The sequence below is a fragment of the Lentzea sp. NPDC037011 genome (assembly GCF_055607425.1).
The window spans coordinates 725,122-743,478 of record NZ_JBVJRT010000004.1; the positions used below are offsets into that span (position 1 = coordinate 725,122).

Genomic DNA, 18,357 nt, shown 5'->3' on the forward strand with positions numbered 1-18,357 from the left:
TCGGTGATGAACAGGACCTGGCACGACCTGATCCACGGCGACCACTGGCGGTCGGACGACCCGGTGTGGGTGGAGGACGACGAGGAACACAGCCGGCGCGAGGTCGACGCCCTCGCCGCCTCGGTCGAACGGGCGGTCCGAGCGCACGGCACAGCGCGGGTCGTGCTGATCCGCGCCGGCAGCAAGCTCGGTTTCTTCGCGGGCCAGCTCGGGGTGTGGCGGGCCGGGTGTGCCGCCGTCACCGACGACGGCACGCTGAGCCCGGACGAGCTCGACCGCGTGCGCCCCGGCCTGACGTTGTCGGTCCACGGCGACGTGACGGTGACCGCGAACACGGGCACCGCGGCACCGGACGGCGCGCTGCCGGAGGACATGGTGTCGGTCAACTTCACCTCCGGCAGCACGGGCAGCCGCAAGGCCGTCGCCGTGTCGAGGGGCAACCTGCTGGCGCTGTTCGCCTGCCGCGGTCTGCGGGTGCCGGTGGACCACCGGCTGACCGCGGGCAGCTTCGCCACCCCGGCGTTCGACGGCTGGTGGTTCGACACGTGGTGCGCGGTCGCCGCGGGCGGCAAGGTGGTGTGCCTGCCGGACGTCAACGAGGACGTGTTCGAGTGGCCGGACCTCGTGCGCCGGCACGGCGTCGACCGGCTGCTGCTGCCCGCCGCCGTGGTCGCCACGCTGCTCGACGTGCTGCCCGAGGCGATCGCCGGTGTGCCGTGGCTGTTCAGCGGCGGCGAGCAGTTCCACGTCTCGACCTACCGGCGCGCGAGGGAGGCCGGCCTCACGAGCCGGTTCGTCAACCTCTACGGGCCGACCGAGGCCACGTTCGCCACCCACCGGTACGTGCTGCCCGACCGCTTCGACCGCGACACCGTCCCGATCGGCCGGCCGCTCGACGGGTGCGTGGAGCGGTTGCAGGCCGCCGGCAACCGGCAGGAGCTGGTCGTGGAGGGCCCGTTCGTCTGCCTGGGCTACCTCGACCGGGGCGTGCTCGCGACCCGGTTCGACGGCCGGTACCGCACGGGCGACCTCGTGTGGACCGACGGCGGCGGCGACCTGGTCTTCGCCGGGCGCTCGGACAGCCGGATCAAGGTCAACGGGACGCGGGTCGACGCCGCCGCGCTGGAGCACGCGGTGGCCGGGCTGCCCGGTGTCACGGCCTGCCGGGTCGCCCAGCACGAACGGCACACGATCGCGTTCGTCCAGCTCGAACCCGGTGTGCCCGGCGACGAGGTGCGCGCCCCGGTCGAGGCACTGGTCCGCGGCTGCTCCGCGGCGATCGCCGTGGACCTCGTGGACAGCTTTCCGGTCAAGCCCGGCGGGAAGGTCGACACCGCCGCGCTGCTGGGCCGCCACCTGCGCACAACGGGAGTCTGAATGAGTGAGATCACGACCGCCATGATCGTCGAGTGCGTGCGGACGATTTCGAACAAGGACATAGCGGCGGACACCGACATCTTCGCGGCCGGGTTCGACTCGCTGGCCGTGCTGCGGTGCCGGGCGCTGCTCAAGGAGCAGACCGGGGTCAAGGTGCCCGGACACGTCTTCTTCGGCGGGCGCACCCCCGCGGGGATCGCCGACCTGATCGGAGCCGGCGATGCTGGTCGTTGAGAACAGCCCGCTCTACTCGGCCGACTTCTTCGCCGAGGACGACCCGTGGGCATACCTGGCCGACTTGCGGGAGAACAACCCCGTGTCCCACCACCGCCGCTCCGACGGCTACGAGTTCTACGCGCTGACGCGCTACGACGACGTGTACGCGGCCTACGTCGACCACGACCGCCTGAGCTCGGCCTACGGCACGATGATCGACGGCTCGTACCGGCCGGAGAAGGACTCGGCGTCGGGCCGCATGCTGATCGTCGCGGACGAGCCTGCGCACGGCGCGCTCAAGAGGCCGATCAAGACCAGCGGGTTCAGCAGGGAGATGGTCGCGCGGATCGGCGAGACGGTCCGCCGCAACGTCCGCGAGGTGTTCGGCTCGCTGTCCGTCGGCGACCGGGTCGACTTCACGACGGTCGTCGCGCCCGAACTGCCCAAGGGCGTGCTGGAGATCCTCTTCGGCATCGGCAGGCAGGACGCGGCCTCGTTGCTGGAGGCCACCCGGATCATGATCGGCTACCGCGACCAGGCCTACACCGGCACCGCACCGCTCGACGCGCTGGTCGACGCGCAGATCGAGGTGCTCGACTTCATGAACGAGCTGGTGGACAAGCGCATCGCCGACGGCGCGGCCGACGACATGATCGGCGTGCTCGCGCAGCTCGTCGCGTCCGGGGAGATGCCGCGCGACGTCGCGCTGCTCAACGGGCTGAACGTCGCCGTGGGCGGCAACGAGACGACCCCGCACACCGCCAGCCTGACCATCGACACGATCAACCGCGAGCCCGCGCAGTGGGCCAGGGTCACCGCCGGAGAGGTGTCCTCCGCTGTCGCCACCGCCGAGCTCCTGCGCTGGACCTCGACGAACAGCTACGTGCAACGTCTCGCGGTGCAGGACTTCCCCGTCGGTGACGAGGTCGTTCCCGAGGGCAGCTTCGTGACGCTGTGGAACATGTCGGCCAACCGGGACCGGGCCGTCTTCGACCGCCCGGACGAGTTCCTGGTCGACCGCCAGGACAACCGGCAGATCGCGTTCGGCGCGGGCGTGCACCGCTGCATCGGTGCTCCCGTGGCGACGCTGGAGGTCCAGATGTTCGTCGAGGAGCTGGCCGCGTGGGACAAGGCGTTCGCCGTGGTCGCCCCGCCGCAGCGGCTGCGGTCGAACTTCATGCTGGGCCTCACCGAGCTGCAGGTCGAGGTCGTCGAGGCGGGGAAGCCGGGCGCATGATCGCGTCGTTCCCCGCCGCCGGTGCCGGTCGCGGGCTGCGCTGGCTGTCCGGCGCGGACCACGTCGCGTGCGGCAACGCGGCGGGGGTCGGCGAGCTGCTGTCGGGCCGGTGGGAGCACGACACGGTCGCCGAGGTCGTGCGGGCGGCTCGGCAGTCCGCCGCGGAGCACGTCGTGCTGGTCGGGCACAGCATGGGCGGGCTGTCCGCACTCCGGTTGCGCGGTGCGCTGCGCTCCGCGCTGGGGGTGCCCGTGGGGGTGCTGCTGGTGAACACGCCGTACCCGGACGCCGCCGGCCGCATCCCGACGATGTCGCACTCGACGGACGCCGAGATAGCGGACGTGCTGGCCGCCGACGGATTTCCGCCGGACGTTCTCGAGGACCCGGAATTGCTGGCCGAGATCGCCGCCGGTGTCCGCACCGATGCAGAGGTCGCCGATCGGCTCGCCGAATGGGTGAACCAGGAAGCGGACATCGACCAATTGCACGTGGTGGCGACCCGTGGCGACAATTTCATCGGAACGGAGATGTGTGCCCGCTGGCGTGATCGGGTATCAGGTCAATTCCGCCTCGTCGAGGCCGAAGGGGGTCACATGCTCGACGGAACCCCGCCGGAGGTGCTCCGCGAGGCGGTCGATTCGGTCGTGTCGGCGTTGAGGAACCCCTGAATGAGCGAGCTCCGCAAGTCGACGGGCGTCTTCGTCGGCACCTTCGTGGCGCTGTCCACGATCCTGGGCGCGGGCATGATGGTGCTGCCCGGCACGAGCTACTACCAGCTCGGCCTGTCGGCGTGGATGCCGTGGGCGGTCGCGGCGTTGTCGGTCGTGCCGCTGCTGTACTGCTACGCCTGGCTGGGCCGGCGGTACCCGGCCGCGTCCGGTGTGGCCCACTACGCCGAGGTCGCGCTCGGCCGGTCGACCGGCCGCACCTCCGGCATGCTCGCCACGTTCGCGCTGGTCACCGGCATTCCCGCGACCGCGATCACCGGTGGCCGCTACCTCGCCGAGTTCTCCGGCGCCGCCGCGCTGACCTGGGCGTTCCCCGTGGTGGTGCTCGCGGCCGCGACCGCCGTGGCGCTGCTGGGCGCGAACGTCTCCGGCCGGCTGCAGGTCACCCTGCTGCTGGCGTTGTTCGCCCTCGTCGTGGTCACGGCGGTGATCGCGATCGGCTCGCACGGCCCGGCCGTCCCGAGCACGCGCCTGCCGGAGTTCTCCGCGCTCGGCACCGCGCTCACCGCGGTCTACGTGGCGTTCACCGGCTGGGAGACGGTCGCCTTCACGTTCGAGGAGCACAAGAGCTCGGACGCGATCCCGCGCATCTTCGTCACCTCCTACCTCGTCGTGGTGGCGCTGTACGCGTTGCTGCTGCTGGGGATCTTCGCCGTGGTCGACTCCGGCGACCCGGCGCTGAACTCGGCACCGCTGCTGCTCCTCGCCGAACGGGCGCTCGGCGGCGTCGGCCGGCCGATGACGCTGCTGCTGGTGATCGTCACGATCACGGCGAACGTCTGCGCCTCGGTGCTCGCCCTGTCCCGCCTGGTGTTCGGCATGGCCCGCAGCGGCTACCTGCCCGCCGCGCTGAGCCGGGTGCGGACCCGTGACGCGAACCCGGTGACCTCCGTGGTCGTGGTCGGGCTGGTGCTGACCGTGATCGCGGTGCTCGGCGCACTGGGGCTGGTGTCGTTCGAGGCGCTCTTCGTGGTGTCGGGCGGGATCTACTTCGTGCTCTACGGCGTGGGCGCGGCGGCGTTCGCCAAGCTGGCGGACGGGGTGCGCGCGCGTGTCGTCACGGCGTTGTGCGGGGTGACCGTGCTGCTCGTGACGCTGCTCGCGGGACCGCCGATGTGGCTGTGCTGGGTGCTGTTCGCGGTGGTGCTGCTGGGCACCTCCCTGGTCGACCGCCGCAGGCGGGCGAGGGTGAGCGCGACCTCCGGCTGACCGGACCGCTCCCGTCACGCCAGGGCGGTGCGGCACACCTCGACGGGATCGCGGACCTCGTGCACACCCGCCGCCGCCAAGGCCGCCGCGGCGGCGAACGACGGATCGTCCAGCACGCGCGTGACGGCTGCCCGCAGACCGTCCACCGCGGCCGGGCGGACGAGCACGCCGCTGCCCTGCCGCGCGACCCGGTTCGCCATCTCCCACTGGTCACCGCCGCCGGGCACCACGACCACCGGAACGGCCGCCCGCAGCGCCTTGACCAGCATCCCGTGCCCGCCGCCGCAGACCAGGACCGCCGCGTCGCGCAGCAGCTCGTCCTGCCGTCCCGGTCCTGACCTGGCCCAGTCCGGCAACGTCCCGGGCGGCGGCGCGAACGTGGACACCACGGCCCGCACGCCCAGGCCGTCCAGCGCCGCCAGCGTCATCTCGGCCATGCCGGCCGCCCCGGTCCACGCCGTCGACGGAGCGATCAGGACGAGCGGCGCGGTGCCCGGTGGCGGGGTCATGAGCTCCCGGCTCGCCTCCCACAGCAGCGGCCCGACCACGTGCGCGTCGGCCGGCCAGTCCGGTCGCGGCACCTCCAGCGCGGGCAACGTCGCGACCAGCCGTGCGACCGGGCCCGCTCCCCTGCCGCTCAGCCCGACCCGCCGCCGTGCCGCGACCAGCTGCCGTTCGCCCTGCTTCAGCGAACGGGCGGTCAGCGCGCGCAGCACCGCGTCCCGCAGCTTCCCGCGTACCCCGACCCCGGCCGCCAGTCCGCTGCCCATCGGCGGCAGGTGCTTCGACGGCGCGTAGAGCGGGTGCGGCGACAGCTGCACCCACGGGACGCCTGCCCGTTCCGCGGCCATGCCCGCACCCAGCGCCAGGACGTCGCACACGACCAGGTCAGGCTCTGACTCGGCGAGCTGGGGCCCGAGCGCGAGGGCCAGCTCCGCCGCCTGGTCGTGCAACGCCTTCCCGAGGTCGGCCTCGTCGCGCAGGTCGCGCAACGCCAGCCCGGTGACCCGCGCGGCCGGCACGCCCTCCCGCACCGCCGCGTCCACCCAACGGTCGCCGGTCAGCAAGACCGGGGCGTCCCCGGCCTCCCTGAACCGCAGGCACAACGCGATCGCCGGAACGACATGCCCCGGATCGCCACCGGAAACGACAACCACCCGCACGCCCCCAGTTGACCACGCCCCCTGCTGCCCAGGCATCTGCAAGTACCACCAACCCTTGATCAAACCGCCGCTGACCACCACCAACCGCTTCGCCGCACGCCGAAGCGCGCGTCCGGCTGCGGGCCGCCCCCGAGGCAGTCGGCAGTAGAAAAGTGCTGGGTGATCTTGAGTTGGTGGTACTTGCAGATGCGGGAGCAGCAGGGGTCAGAGGGCGAGTGACTCGATTGCCGCGGCTGCCAGTGGGGCCGCCGTCTGGGCGTACCGGGTGGCGAGCTTGCGGAACAGCTGCTCCGCCGCGATCGCCGGCCAGTCGTGCGCCAGGAGCTCCGCCGGCAGGTGCGGGTCCTGCCGCACGAGGTCGAGCCAGTCGCCGTGCAGCACCAGCTGCCGGGCCAGGTCGTCGGGCAACGTGTCGTCCGGCGTGCGCCACCGGGCCAGGAAGTCCTGGTAACGCGCGGCGATCGCGGCCATGTCGAAGGCGCGCGCGGCCAGGTCGGCGGCCTCCGTCGGCTTGGCGTGCTGGGCGGTGAACACGGTGATGTGATCGGCGAGGCCCAGGCCCGCGACGATCTCGGTCACGTCGTGGGTGCCCGGCGTGATCCACAGGCCGTTCTGCACCGGGCCGAAGCCCGCCCACTGCAGCTGCGTGCGCAGGTCGTGGCGGGTGGAGCGGCGGCCCTCCGGCAGGGAGAACCCGACGAGCGTCCAGGTGCCGTCCCAGTCCCTGTTCACGGCGCCGCGCTGCCAGATGCGGCGCTCACCGTCGTGCAGCACGTCGTTCGCGCGCGGGGTGAGTCCGAAGTAGACCTTGCGGCCGTTGCGGTGCTTGGTGAGCAGGCCGCGGGAGGTCATCCGGGTCAGCGTCGACCGCACGGCCTCCTCGGAGACGTCCACGCGTGCGAAGACGTCGATCACGCTGCCCGAGTAGACCGCGATGTCCCGGCCCAGCACGTACAGGCCGAGGAAGTTGAGCAGCAAGGACTGGGGCGTCACGCTGCTCACGATACATGTTGGGCAACATCTAGACGAGCGTCACGAATATGCCTTACTTTTGGTCGCGATCCCAACGGAGAGGACTCGTCGGATGGAGCTGTCTGGCAAGGTCGCGATCGTCACCGGCGCCGGTCGCGGACTGGGACGGGCCTACGCGGAAGCCCTGGCGCGCAACGGGGCCGCGGTCGTGGTGAACGACGTGGACGAGAGCGCGGAGGAGGTCGCCGCGGCCATCGGCGGCACGGCGGTCGTCGCGCCGGTGGGGCCTGCGGAGACCGCGCAACGGCTCGTCGACACCGCCGTGGCGGCGTTCGGGCGGCTCGACGTGCTGGTCACCAACGCGGGCATCCTCCGCGACCGGGTGCTGTGGAAGATGACCGACGACGAGTTCGACGCCGTCATCGACGTGCACCTGCGCGGCACCTTCACGTGCGCTCGCGCGGCGGCGGTCCGGATGCGGGAGCAGGGCACGGGCGGCCGGCTCGTGCTGGTGTCGTCACCGGCAGGGCAGCGCGGCAACTTCGGGCAGACCAACTACGCCGCCGCCAAGGCCGGGATCGCCGCCATGGCACGGACCTGGGCGCTGGAGCTCGCCAGGGCCGACGTCGCGGTCAACGCGGTCGTGCCGGTCGCCGCCACCGAGATGACCAGGACGATCCCCGCGTTCGCCCCGTTGATCGAGGAGTCCGAACGCACCGGCACGCCGCTGCCGGACTGGGTGCGCCGCGACGAGGGCATGGGCACCGTCGAGGACGCCGCCGAACTGGTCGTGTTCCTGGCGAGCGACGCCGCGAAGGGCATCACCGGACAGGCCATCGGCATCGGCGGCGACCGGCTCGCGCTGTGGGCGCACCCCGCGGAGAAGCAGGTGCTGTTCGCCGACGGCGGCTGGTCGGCGGCCGCGATCGCCGAGCGGTTCGGCGAGCTCGAACCCGAGACCTACGGCATCCCGGCTCCGGTGGCGCCATGACCGGCATCGACCTGGACGAGATCGTCGCCATCGACGTCCACACGCACGCGGAGATCTCGAAGGACGGCCACAGCTCGCTCAGCCCCGATCTGGTCGAGGCGTCCGCCCGGTATTTCAAGGCCGCCCACCGCCAGCCCACCATCGCCGAGACCGCCGCGATCTACCGCGAGCGCAGGATGGCCGCGGTGATCTTCACCGTGGACGCCGAGCACGCCACCGGCCACCCGCGCATCGCCAACGAGGAGGTCGCGGCGTCCTGCGCCGAGCACGCCGACGTGCTCATCCCGTTCGCGAGCGTCGACCCGTGGAAGGGCAGGGCCGCGGTCCGCGAGGCGCGCCGGCTCGTGGAGGAGCACGGCGTGCGCGGGTTCAAGTTCCACCCGAGCCTGCAGGACTTCTCCCCCGACGACCGGATGGCCTACCCGCTCTACGAGGCGATCGAGGAGCTCGGCGTCCCCGCCCTGTTCCACAGCGGGCAGACCGGGATCGGCGCCGGCGTGCCCGGTGGCGGCGGAATCCGGTTGAAGCACTCCAACCCGATGCTCGTCGACGACGTCGCCGTCGACTTCCCGCACCTGCGGATCATCCTCGCGCACCCGTCGTTCCCCTGGCAGGACGAGGCGCTCGCGGTCGCGACGCACAAGCCGTTCGTGCACATCGACCTGTCCGGCTGGTCACCGAAGTACTTCCCGCCGCAGCTGGTGCGGTATGCCAACACCGTGCTGCAGGACAAGGTGCTGTTCGGCTCGGACCACCCGGTGATCACCCCGGACCGCTGGCTCGCCGACTTCGCCGCGCTGGAGATCAAGGACGAGGTCCGCCCGAAGATCCTCAAGCACAACGCCGCACGCCTGCTCGGACTCGTCAAGGAGGACGCATGACCACCGCCGTGCAAGGGATCTCCGAGCTCAAGGCGCTGGCGGGGGCCGACCTCGGCCACACCGACTGGCTGCAGGTCACCCAGGAGCGCGTCGACACCTTCGCCGACGCCACCGACGACCACCAGTGGATCCACGTCGACCCCGAACGCGCCGCGACCGGCCCGTTCGGCACCACGATCGCGCACGGCTACCTGACGCTGGCACTGCTCATCCCGCTCATGGGGCAGCTGCTGACCGTCTCCGGCGTGCGGATGAGCCTCAACTACGGGCTGGAGAAGGCCCGCTTCCCCGCACCCGTCCCGGTCGGCGCCAAGATCCGGCTGGCCGGCCGCGTCGCGTCCGTCGAGGACGTCACGGGCGACGGCGTGCAGCTGACCGTCGACTTCACCGTCGAGATCGAGGGCTCCGAAAAGCCCGCGTGCGTCGCACGCGCCGTCTACCGCCACTACGCGTGAGGTGAGGTCATGGCGACAACAACGCAGTTACGCCGTGCGGTCTCGTCCAGCTTCCTCGGCAGTGTGATCGAGTACTACGACTTCCTGCTCTACGCCACGGCCTCCGCGGTCGTGTTCAACAAGGTCTTCTTCTCCTCGCTCGACCCGCTGGTCGGCACGATCGCGAGCTTCGGCACGTTCGCCACCGGCTACCTGGCCCGCCCGCTCGGTGGTGTCCTCTTCGGACATTACGGCGACCTGCTGGGCCGCAAGAAGATGCTCGTGCTGACCATGACGCTGATGGGTGTGGCGAGCTTCCTGATCGGCCTGCTGCCCACCTACGCGCAGATCGGCTGGCTGGCACCGGCCGGGCTGGTGCTGCTGCGGGTCGTGCAGGGCATCTCCGTTGGCGGCGAGTGGGGCGGCGCGGTGCTCATGTCCGCCGAGCACGCCACCTCGCGGCGCGGGCTGTGGGCGAGCTTCACCAACGCGGGTGCGCCGTGCGGCATGGTCCTGTCGACCGCCGCGCTGACCGGTACCGCGGCGCTGGTGGGCGAGCAGGCGTTCCTGTCGTGGGGCTGGCGGGTGCCGTTCCTGCTGAGCCTCGCGCTGCTGGCGGTCGGCCTGTTCGTGCGGATGCGGGTCGAGGAGACGCCGGTGTTCCGGGCCGAGCGCAGGAGGACGTCCACGCCGCTGGTCGACGTGCTGCGCAACCACCCGCGCACGCTGCTGCTGAGTGTCGGGGTCGGCCTGTCGGCGTTCGTCGCGCAGTCGACGCTGACGACGTTCATCCTCGCGTACGGCGTGCAGGCCGGGAACAGCCGGCAGGCGATCCTCAACGCGCTCACGCTGTCGTCGGCGCTCGCGGTGCTGGGCATCCTCGGCTGGTCCGCGGCCTCGGACCGGTTCGGGCGCCGGCCGGTGGTGCTCGCCGGGGCCGTGCTGATGGCCGTGTTCGGGTTCGTGCTGTTCCCGTTGGTGGACAACGGGTACGTCGTCCTCGCGCTGGTGCTCGGCCAGGCGGTGGTCCACCCGATGATGTACGGGCCGCTCGCCGCGCTCTACAGCGAGCTGTTCACCACCGGGAGCCGCTACACCGGCGCGTCGCTGGGCTACCAGCTCGCCGGACTCGGCGCGGGCCTCGCCCCGCTGCTGTTCGCGCAGGTGCAGAACAGCGCGGGGACGGGCGCGATCCCGTTCATCCTCGCGGCCTTCTGCCTGCTGACCGTGGTCTGCACGGTCGTGTTGCGGGAGACCAGCCACACCAGCCTGACGGGAGACAGGGATGCGGAACTCGGGTCTGGGCAGCTGGCCGCACCGCCGCGCGCGCATGGCGCCGAAGCGTGACGCGCTGACCCACCAGGGGGTCACCACGACCTACGGGGAGCTGGACGAGCGCACGACGAGGCTCGCGCGGCGGCTGGAGGAGCTCGGGGTGCGGCACGGCGACCGGGTCGCCTACCTCGGGCCCAACCACCCGTCGTTCGCCGAGACGATGTTCGCCGCGCACCTGCTCGGCGCGGTGTTCGTGCCGCTGAACTTCCGGCTCACCCCCGCGGAGGTCAACTACCAGTTGGGCGACAGCGGGGCCCGCGTGCTCGTGCACGCGGCCTCGCACCGCGTCACGCACGAACACGCCATCTCGCTGGACGGCTACGAGGAGTGGCTGGCCGGGGGTTCGGCGGACCCGCTCGACGTGCCGGTGGCGGTCGACGACCCCGCGTTGATCCTCTACACCTCCGGCACGACCGGGCGGCCCAAGGGCGCGGTGCTCACCCACGCCAACCTGCTGTGGAACACGTTCAACCTGATGGTCGGCGTCGACATCGCCGCCGACGAGGTGGCGCTGGTGGCCGCGCCGCTGTTCCACGTCGCCGCGCTGACGCAGACGCTGCTGCCCACGTTCGTCAAGGGCGGCCACAGCGTGCTGACCCCGCGCTGGGACGTCGACGAGTGCGTGTCGCTGATCGAGCGGCACGGTGTGACGTGGCTGTTCGGCGTGTCCACGATGTACGCCGACCTGGCCGCGTCACCGCATTGGCACACGGCGGACCTGTCGTCGGTGCGGGTGCTGCTCTGCGGCGGTGCGGCGATACCGGACGCGCTGATCCACACCTACCAGGACCGCGGGCTGGTGTTCTGCCAGGGCTACGGCCTCACCGAGACCGCGCCGGGCGCCACGTTCCTGGAGGCGGCCGACAGCGTGCGCAAGGCGGGCTCGGCCGGTCCGCCGGTGTTCCTCGGCGACCTGCGGCTGGCCGATACCGGCGAGATCGAGGTGCAGGGCCCGAACGTGACGCCCGGCTACTGGAACGACCCGGCCGCCACCGCGGCCGCGTTCACCCCGGACGGCTGGTTCCGCACCGGCGACATCGGCCGCCTGGACACCGACGGCCACCTGCACGTCGTCGACCGCCTGAAGGACATGTACATCTCCGGCGGGGAGAACGTGTACCCGGCGGAGGTGGAGAACGCGATCGCCGACCACCCGGACGTCGCCGAGGTGGCGGTGGTCGGCGTGCCGGACGACCGGTGGGGTGAGGTGGGCCGCGCGTTCGTGCGGCCCCGCGACGGTGCTTCGCTGGACGCACCATCACTGCGCGAGTTCCTGCTTCCGCGCCTGGCGAAGTACAAGATCCCGGTGCACGTCGAGGTGGTCGCCGAGCTGCCGCGCACGGGTTCGGGGAAGGTGCTCAAACCGGCGTTGCGCCGGATGCCGCTGGTCAGCTCAGCGCGGCCAGAAAGCGGCTGATCGGCCCGAAGGTGAACAGGCCGGTGCCGGCGGCCTGTTCGTCCTTCGCCGGTGCCAGTGTCGTGCGGGCCCGTTCTCCCAGCCCCCGGTCCCCCAGGCGGATCGCCGCCATCGCGAGCAGGCAGGCCCGCGTCTCGGTGAGCAGGTCCGCGGGCCCGGCCGGGAGGTCCCTCGCCGCGGCGAGCGCCTCGTCGTGCGGCAGCACGAGGGGGCGCACCCAGTCGCGGTGCGGGCCCCAGTCGTCGTCCAGGTCCACCACCGACGGACCGTGCAGGCTCAGCAGCGCCAGCGGCAGGAGCCCGCGCTCCATGCCCCACATGCCGGTGCCCTCCACACGGGCGGCGGCGGCCCGGTAGGCGCGGTCTGCGGCGGGGACGTCTCCGGCGGCGGCGAGCTTGAGCGCCGCGTACCAGCCGGTGAACACCCCGACCAGCGGCAGGTCGTACCGGCGGGCGAGGTCGTCGGCCTCCTCGGCGTGCCGGTCGGCGGTGCCGAGCCGGTCGAGTGCGGCGTGCGCCTGGACCAGGACCAGGTGGCCGAGGACCTCGTGGGTGACCAGGCGGTGCTCGGCGGCGTGGGCGACGATCTCCGCACCGATCGCGGCGCGGTGCGGGGCCAGCCCGGTGCGGTGGAAGGTGTGCATGAACCGGGCGTTGAGCGCGAACGCCCGCAGCCCCGGATCGTCCAGTTCGCGGGCGATGGCCTCGGCCTCCTCCGCTTCCGGCAGGCGTGCGCCGGTGCCGCGGTCCTCCATGGCGATGGTGGCGAGCAGGCGGGCGCGGGTGGCGGTCGGGCCGGGGAACGCGGGCAGGACGCGTTCGGCGGCCGCGACGAGCTCGGCGGAGTGGGCCGGGTCGTCGTTGGTGGTCCAGATCCCGGGGACGTCGAAGGAGCCGATGACGTCGGCCACGGCTTGCGGATCGGCGGGTGGCGGGTCCGCGGGCACCAGCGGAGGGGCAGTCGGCGGGTCCGCAAGCCGCTGCGGTCCTCCCCCGCCTGCCGCGCGCAACGCCACCGAACGCTGCTCCCGCGCGCCCTCCAGGTCCCCGCTCACCGCCAGCGCCCGCGCCAGTCCGGTCAGCAGGTCCACCCGCACGCCGTCCGCCGCCGCGATGGCCGCCCGCCACAACCGCACGGCGTCCCGCGGCGACCGCGTCACCCCCGCCGCCGCGGCCAGCGCCCTGACCGCCGCCTCCCCGCGCGCACCGGCCTCCAGGTAGTGGTGCGCCAGCAACTCCACCTCGCCCGGCCGTGCCGCACCGCTCGCCCCCGCCACCGCGTCACCCATCCGGGACTCCAGGGCCTGCGCCACCACCCCGTGCCACCGCGCCCGCCGCGTCAGCGACACCTCCTCGTACAGCGTGTCCCGCACCAGCACGTGCGTGAACCGCGCCCGCCCCGGCGCCACCTCCACCACGAACCCCGCGTCCAACGCCACGTCCAGCGCGTCGAGCACGTCCCCGCCCGCCACCGCGGCCAGCAGGTCCACGTCCACCTCACGGCCGAGCACCGACGCCTGCCGCAGCACCGTGCGCACCCCGGCGGGCAGCCCCGCCAACCGGTGCCGCAGCACGTCCCGCACCCCCGCCGGCACCGCGCCCGGATCGCCGCCCGCCGCGCTCAGCCGGGCCAGTTCCTTGACGTAGAACGGGTTCCCGCCGCTGCGTTCGGCGATGAGCCGCACGTCGGCGCCGGCCGCGATCGACCGCACGAGCGCGCCGACCGCCTCCTCGCCCAGGCCGGTGAGCTCCACGCGGACCGGTTCCGCGCGGGCCAGCGCCTCGGAGGCCACCGGCACCCGTGACGTCGCCACCACCAGCACCCGGCCGGGCAGCGGCGCCACCGTGAACGCCGCCAGCACCGCCAGCGTCTCCTCGTCGGCCTGGTGCAGGTCGTCCAGCACGACCAGCACCGGTGCCGCCGACGACACCGCCGCCACCACGGACCGGCGCAGCCGGAAGCGGTCGTCCGCCGCCAGCTCCAGGCCCAGCGCCTCCACCACCTGCTGCCACGGCCACGCCACCGGCGCGTCCTCCGGGCACCGGGCCCACACCGTCCGCCAGCCGCGGCCGGCGAGCACCGCGCTGAACGCCTCCGCCAGCGCCGTCTTGCCCACGCCCGCCTCGCCCGTCACCACCGCGATCCCCAGGCCCGCCGCGGGCACGGCGTCCGCCAGCACGGCCAGCTCGGCGGACCTCCCGACCAGGCCGATCGGCGGCGACGGCGTCAGGCGGGGCGACCGCGCGAGGACGTCCGACTCCAGCGCCCGCAGCTCCGGGCCGGGGTCGACGCCCAGGTGCTCCGCCAGGGCGGTGCGGGCCGAGCGCACCGCCGCCAGCGCGTCGCCCTGCCGGCCCTCCCGGTACAGCGCCAGCGCGAGCAGGCTCCACGCCTTCTCCCGCCACGGGTGCGCGGTGACCTGCGCGCGCAGGTCGGCCACGACCTCCGCGGCACGACCGGCCGCCAGCGCCGCCTCGGCCCGGCGTTCGACGGCGACCAGGCGCAGCTCCTCCAGCCGGTCGACCTCCGCGCGCGCCCAGTGCTCGTCGGCGAACTCGGCGTAGGCGGGGCCGCGCCACAACGCCAGCGCCGCGTCCAGCACCGGCAGGTCGCCGCCCAGCATCTCCTCGAACCGCCACGCGTCCACGTCCTGCGCGCGCAGCGCGTACCCGGTGCCCTCGGTGACGAGCAGGGTCGACGGGGTCCGGGGTGGACGGTCCGGTTCGAGCGCCTTGCGCAGCGCGCCCACGAACGTCTGCACGGTGCCGACCGCCCCGTCCGGCGGGTCTTCCCACAGGTCCGCGACGAGGGTGCGCACCGGCACGACACGCCGCCGCGCCACCAGCAGCCGGGCGAGCACGGCGCGTTGCTTCGGGCCGCCGAGCCGGGCCGCGCCCGCGGTCAGCGGGCCGAGCACCCCGAACGTCACCACCCGCTGACCCCGGCACTGATCGGTTGCTGATCGGGCGCGCGCAAGGTGTCGGCGTGAACCTCACGAACTTCGACCACCAGCGCGTCCAAGTCTCCGACGGCGTCGAGCTGCACGTCGCCACCACCGGCTCCGGCACCCCGGTCGTGCTGCTGCACGGCTTCCCGCAGACGCATCTGATGTGGCGGCACGTCGCCGCCGACCTGGCCGCCGACCACACCGTGATCATGCCCGACCTGCGCGGCTACGGCGACAGCGACAAGCCCGCCGACACCGGTTCCACCTACTCGAAGCGCACCATGGCCGCCGACGTCGTGGCCGTCGCACGGCACCTGGGCCACGACCGGTTCGCGCTCGTCGGCCACGACCGGGGCGCGCACGTCGCGTTCCGCGCCGGGCTCGACCACCCCGCGCACGTCACGCACCTGGCCTCGCTCGACGTCCTGCCCACGCTGGACATGTGGGACGTCATGCGCGGGACGTCCGGCGTCGTCGGCTTCCACCTGTTCCTGATGGCGCAGCCGCCCGGTCTGGCCGAGGAGCTGATCGGGGCCCGCCCGGACGTGTTCTTCGGCCACTTCCTCGACGCCTGGGGCGGGTCGTCGTTCCCGGCGGAGGTCCGCGCCGAGTACCTGCGCGCCTCCCGCGAGGCGGTCACGTCGATCGTCGCCGACTACCGGGCGATGGCGACGGTCGACGTCGAGCACGACACCGCCGACCTCCGCGCGGGCAACCGGCTGGGGATGCCCGTCACCGTGCTGCAGCAGGACTGGGGTTCCGCGCTCGGGTTCGAGGCCGAGAAGCTGTGGCGGGCCTGGGCTTCCGACCTCGACCACCGCACCGTCTCCTGTGGACATTTCATGGCCGAGGAGGCACCGGGGGTCGTCGTGGGCGCGGTGCGCGATCTGCTGGCCCGCTGAGGGTTGGTGATCGCCACGAGCGGGAATACGGGTGGGAGCTGATCGCCGAGGGGAAGGCCGCCATGTCCGTGTCCGCGCACGAGCGGTTGCTCGCTGACCGCTACGAGCTCGACGACCTGCTGGGCTCGGGCGGCATGGCCGACGTGCACCGCGCGTGGGACACCCGGCTGCACCGCCACGTCGCGGTGAAGCTCTTCCGCGCCGGCTCCGACCTCGCGGACGCGGTCCGGTTCGACAACGAGGTCAAGACCCTGGCCGCGTTGTCGCACCCCGGCCTCGTCCAGGTGCACGACGCCGGGACCACCGGCGGCACGCCGTTCGTCGTGTTGCAGATGGTCGACGGGCAGACGCTGTTCGAGCGCATCGCCGACGGGCCGCTGGAGGTCGGCGAGGTGCGGCGGCTGGGCGCGGAGCTCGCCGACGTGCTGGACTACGTGCACGCCAGGGGTGTGATGCACCGCGACATCAAGCCGTCGAACATCCTGCTCGACCGCGACGGCAACGCCCACCTCGCCGACTTCGGCCTGGCCACGCTGGTCGACGCGACCCGGCTCACCCGGCCCGACCAGCTGGTGGGCACCGCCGCCTACCTCTCGCCGGAGCAGGTCCGCGGCGAGGCCCTCACCTGCGCGGTCGACATCTACTCGCTCGGGCTCCTGCTGCTGGAGTGCCTCACCGGGCGGCGCGAGTACCAGGGCAGCGAGGTCGAGGCCGCCGTCGCCCGCCTGCACCGCCGCCCGGAGATCCCGCGCCACCTGCCCACCGACCTGCGCCGCCTGCTCGACACGATGACCTCGCTGACGCCCCGGCGCCGCCCCACCGCCGCGGAGTGCGCGCGGGCGTTGCGGCACGTCCAGCCGGCGACCAGGCCCGGCATCCCGCTGCAGGCCCGCCACCCGGTGCGGATGCTCCTGGCCGCGGGGGCGTTCGCAGCGGTCGCCACGGCCGGTGTCACCGCAGCGCTGACCGCGTCCACACCGCCGGCCGAGTCCGCGCCGCCAACCACCACGGCTCCGGCGACGTCGGCCGTGCCCGTGGCCGCCTCCGTCCCGCCGGTGACCACCACGACCGCTCCGGCCGTGCCCGTGCAAGCCGGCGGGAAGGTCGACCGTCCCGAGCGCGAGGACGTGAAGCCGGCCGACCGCAAGCCGGAGGACCGCAAGGGCGACGAGCGCAAGCGGGAGGACCGCAAGGGCAAGGGCGGGCCCGGCAAGGGCTGACACCGCCCGGCGTGCACCGCGTTCAGGCGAGGTGCCCGTCCGGCCGCACCACCCCGGCCGCCGTTCGCACGTGCCCACCCCCGCGCAGCCGTTCGAACAACCGCCCGCCGTCGGGTAGCACCTGGTCCGGCACCCTGCGGCCGGTCGCGTACGCCACGTCCAGGCCGGACAGCCGTTCCGCCAGCTCGCGGGACATGTCCGGCGCCGACGCGATCAGGCCGCTCAGCAACGCCCGCAGCGCCTGCCCCTCCGGCGTGTAGGCCGTCATCAACGCGGTCTGCGCCCTGGTGTGGGTGAGCAGCGCGGCGCCGACGGGGTGGCGTTCCTCGTGGTAGGTGTCGAGCAACGCCTCGTCCGCGCGCCCGGTGACGACGGCCGCGAGCTTCCAGCCGAGGTTGTGGGCGTCCTGGATGCCGACGTTCATTCCGACCCCGCCGGTCGGGAAGTGCATGTGGGCGGCGTCGCCGGCGAGCAGCACCGTGCCCGCGCGGTAGGCGGCGGCCTGCCGGGTGGCGTTGCCGAACCGGGACAGCCACCGCGGGTCGCGCATCCCGAAGTCGGTGCCCGCGATGGCCTTCACCACCGCGCGCAGCTCGTCGAGGGTGAGCTCGCCGGGCCACTCCGGCCGGTTGCTCGCGGGATCACCGCCCACGATCCGGTGCACCCCACCCGGCAACGGCACGACCATCAGGCCGCCGTCGGCCCCGGTGGCGCTGGTGAACCCGCGCGAGGGCGGGTCGTCGAGCACCACGTCGCCCAGCCAGCCCCAGGTCGTGGCGTCGGTGCCGGGGAAGTCGACGCCCGCGGCGGCGCGGACGGTGCTGCGGGTCCCGTCGCACCCCACCACGTAGCGCGCGCCGACGACCTCGCCGTCGTCCAGCACCACACCGCCCTCGGTCAGCCCGGTGACCCGGCAGCCGCGCCGCACCACCGCCCCCAGCCCGACCGCTCGCTCTTCGAGCAGCTCCTCCGTCCTGACCTGCGGCAACGCCAGCGTGAACGGGTAGGGCGTGTCGAGGACGGCGAAGTCCAGCCGGTCCGGCAGCCCGCCGAAGTGCCCGTTCGGGATGCGCAGGCCCTCGGCCAGGAACGGCTCCACCACCCCGCGGCAGTCGAGCACCTCGACCGTGCGCGGGTGGATCGTGAGCGCCTTCGAGTTCCGGTCCCGCTCCAGCCGCGCCTCCAGCACCACGACCGAGGCACCGCCCAGCCTCAGCTCCCCCGCCAGCCACAACCCGGTCGGCCCCGCGCCGACGATGACGACGTCCAGCATCAACCCACTCCTCTTGGTCACTGACCAACACTCGGTGCCGTGAGTAGACTAGGTC

Annotated in this window: 16 protein-coding genes; 12 read left to right on the top strand and 4 right to left on the bottom strand. The window is 73.2% G+C overall.

The features are described 5' to 3' along the window. Positions 1 to 6: 6 nt before the first annotated feature. From ACZ7CH_RS15230 to ACZ7CH_RS15250, 5 genes are read left to right on the top strand one after another with little or no spacing between them, the layout of a single operon-like run. On the top strand, positions 7 to 1,377 hold the full coding sequence (locus ACZ7CH_RS15230) for an AMP-binding protein (RefSeq protein ID WP_470374163.1): 1,371 nt from the start codon (positions 7 to 9) through the stop codon (positions 1,375 to 1,377). Beyond that, the gene (locus tag ACZ7CH_RS15235; protein ID WP_360384351.1) at positions 1,378 to 1,611 is read left to right on the top strand and encodes an acyl carrier protein; all 234 of its coding nucleotides are present in this window, start codon (positions 1,378 to 1,380) and stop codon (positions 1,609 to 1,611) included. Continuing rightward, positions 1,598 to 2,830, top strand: coding sequence for a cytochrome P450 (locus ACZ7CH_RS15240; RefSeq protein ID WP_470374164.1), 1,233 nt, complete (start codon positions 1,598 to 1,600; stop codon positions 2,828 to 2,830). The genes ACZ7CH_RS15235 and ACZ7CH_RS15240 overlap by 14 nt, the downstream gene beginning before the upstream one ends. Beyond that, a complete protein-coding gene (locus ACZ7CH_RS15245) occupies positions 2,827 to 3,498 on the top strand; it encodes a thioesterase II family protein (RefSeq protein WP_470374165.1) in 672 nt (223 codons plus the stop codon). The genes ACZ7CH_RS15240 and ACZ7CH_RS15245 overlap by 4 nt, the downstream gene beginning before the upstream one ends. Further along, positions 3,499 to 4,767: an APC family permease gene (locus ACZ7CH_RS15250; protein ID WP_458432606.1), complete on the top strand. Its 1,269-nt coding sequence runs from the start codon at positions 3,499 to 3,501 to the stop codon at positions 4,765 to 4,767. 14 nt (positions 4,768 to 4,781) lie between these two features. Here ACZ7CH_RS15250 and ACZ7CH_RS15255 read toward each other — a convergent pair whose 3' ends face one another. Next, positions 4,782 to 5,930 (bottom strand): glycosyltransferase, encoded by a 1,149-nt coding sequence (locus ACZ7CH_RS15255; RefSeq protein ID WP_470374166.1) that lies wholly within the window; start codon positions 5,928 to 5,930, stop codon positions 4,782 to 4,784. 204 nt (positions 5,931 to 6,134) lie between these two features. Beyond that, the gene (locus tag ACZ7CH_RS15260) at positions 6,135 to 6,923 is read right to left on the bottom strand and encodes a PaaX family transcriptional regulator (protein WP_360384361.1); all 789 of its coding nucleotides are present in this window, start codon (positions 6,921 to 6,923) and stop codon (positions 6,135 to 6,137) included. Positions 6,924 to 7,014: 91 nt separating this feature from the next. On the opposite strand from ACZ7CH_RS15260, the gene ACZ7CH_RS15265 reads away from it, so the two are divergent. From ACZ7CH_RS15265 to ACZ7CH_RS15285, 5 genes are read left to right on the top strand one after another with little or no spacing between them, the layout of a single operon-like run. Further along, complete coding sequence (locus tag ACZ7CH_RS15265; protein WP_360384363.1) at positions 7,015 to 7,893, top strand: SDR family oxidoreductase; 879 nt, start codon at positions 7,015 to 7,017, stop codon at positions 7,891 to 7,893. Further along, positions 7,890 to 8,774, top strand: coding sequence for an amidohydrolase family protein (locus tag ACZ7CH_RS15270; RefSeq protein WP_458432610.1), 885 nt, complete (start codon positions 7,890 to 7,892; stop codon positions 8,772 to 8,774). Before ACZ7CH_RS15265 ends, ACZ7CH_RS15270 begins: the two co-directional genes overlap by 4 nt. After that, positions 8,771 to 9,229: a MaoC family dehydratase gene (locus ACZ7CH_RS15275; protein ID WP_470374167.1), complete on the top strand. Its 459-nt coding sequence runs from the start codon at positions 8,771 to 8,773 to the stop codon at positions 9,227 to 9,229. The genes ACZ7CH_RS15270 and ACZ7CH_RS15275 overlap by 4 nt, the downstream gene beginning before the upstream one ends. A gap of 9 nt (positions 9,230 to 9,238) precedes the next feature. After that, positions 9,239 to 10,555: an MFS transporter gene (locus ACZ7CH_RS15280; RefSeq protein WP_470374168.1), complete on the top strand. Its 1,317-nt coding sequence runs from the start codon at positions 9,239 to 9,241 to the stop codon at positions 10,553 to 10,555. Further along, entirely contained in the window at positions 10,494 to 11,960 is a 1,467-nt protein-coding gene (locus tag ACZ7CH_RS15285; protein WP_470374169.1) for an acyl-CoA synthetase, read from the top strand. The genes ACZ7CH_RS15280 and ACZ7CH_RS15285 overlap by 62 nt, the downstream gene beginning before the upstream one ends. Here the strand turns inward: ACZ7CH_RS15285 and ACZ7CH_RS15290 are convergent. Then, positions 11,932 to 14,892 carry a BTAD domain-containing putative transcriptional regulator gene (locus ACZ7CH_RS15290; protein WP_470374170.1) on the bottom strand — a complete coding sequence of 987 codons (2,961 nt, stop codon included), beginning with the start codon at positions 14,890 to 14,892 and terminating at the stop codon, positions 11,932 to 11,934. The genes ACZ7CH_RS15285 and ACZ7CH_RS15290 overlap by 29 nt on opposite strands. 53 nt (positions 14,893 to 14,945) lie before the next feature. On the opposite strand from ACZ7CH_RS15290, the gene ACZ7CH_RS15295 reads away from it, so the two are divergent. After that, positions 14,946 to 15,809, top strand: coding sequence for an alpha/beta fold hydrolase (locus ACZ7CH_RS15295; protein ID WP_470369005.1), 864 nt, complete (start codon positions 14,946 to 14,948; stop codon positions 15,807 to 15,809). A 62-nt stretch (positions 15,810 to 15,871) separates the two neighbouring features. Next, positions 15,872 to 17,029 carry a serine/threonine-protein kinase gene (locus ACZ7CH_RS15300; RefSeq protein WP_470374171.1) on the top strand — a complete coding sequence of 386 codons (1,158 nt, stop codon included), beginning with the start codon at positions 15,872 to 15,874 and terminating at the stop codon, positions 17,027 to 17,029. A 22-nt stretch (positions 17,030 to 17,051) separates the two neighbouring features. Here the strand turns inward: ACZ7CH_RS15300 and ACZ7CH_RS15305 are convergent, their stop codons facing one another. After that, the gene (locus ACZ7CH_RS15305; RefSeq protein ID WP_470374172.1) at positions 17,052 to 18,302 is read right to left on the bottom strand and encodes an FAD-dependent monooxygenase; all 1,251 of its coding nucleotides are present in this window, start codon (positions 18,300 to 18,302) and stop codon (positions 17,052 to 17,054) included. Between the last annotated feature and the right edge of the window lie 55 nt (positions 18,303 to 18,357).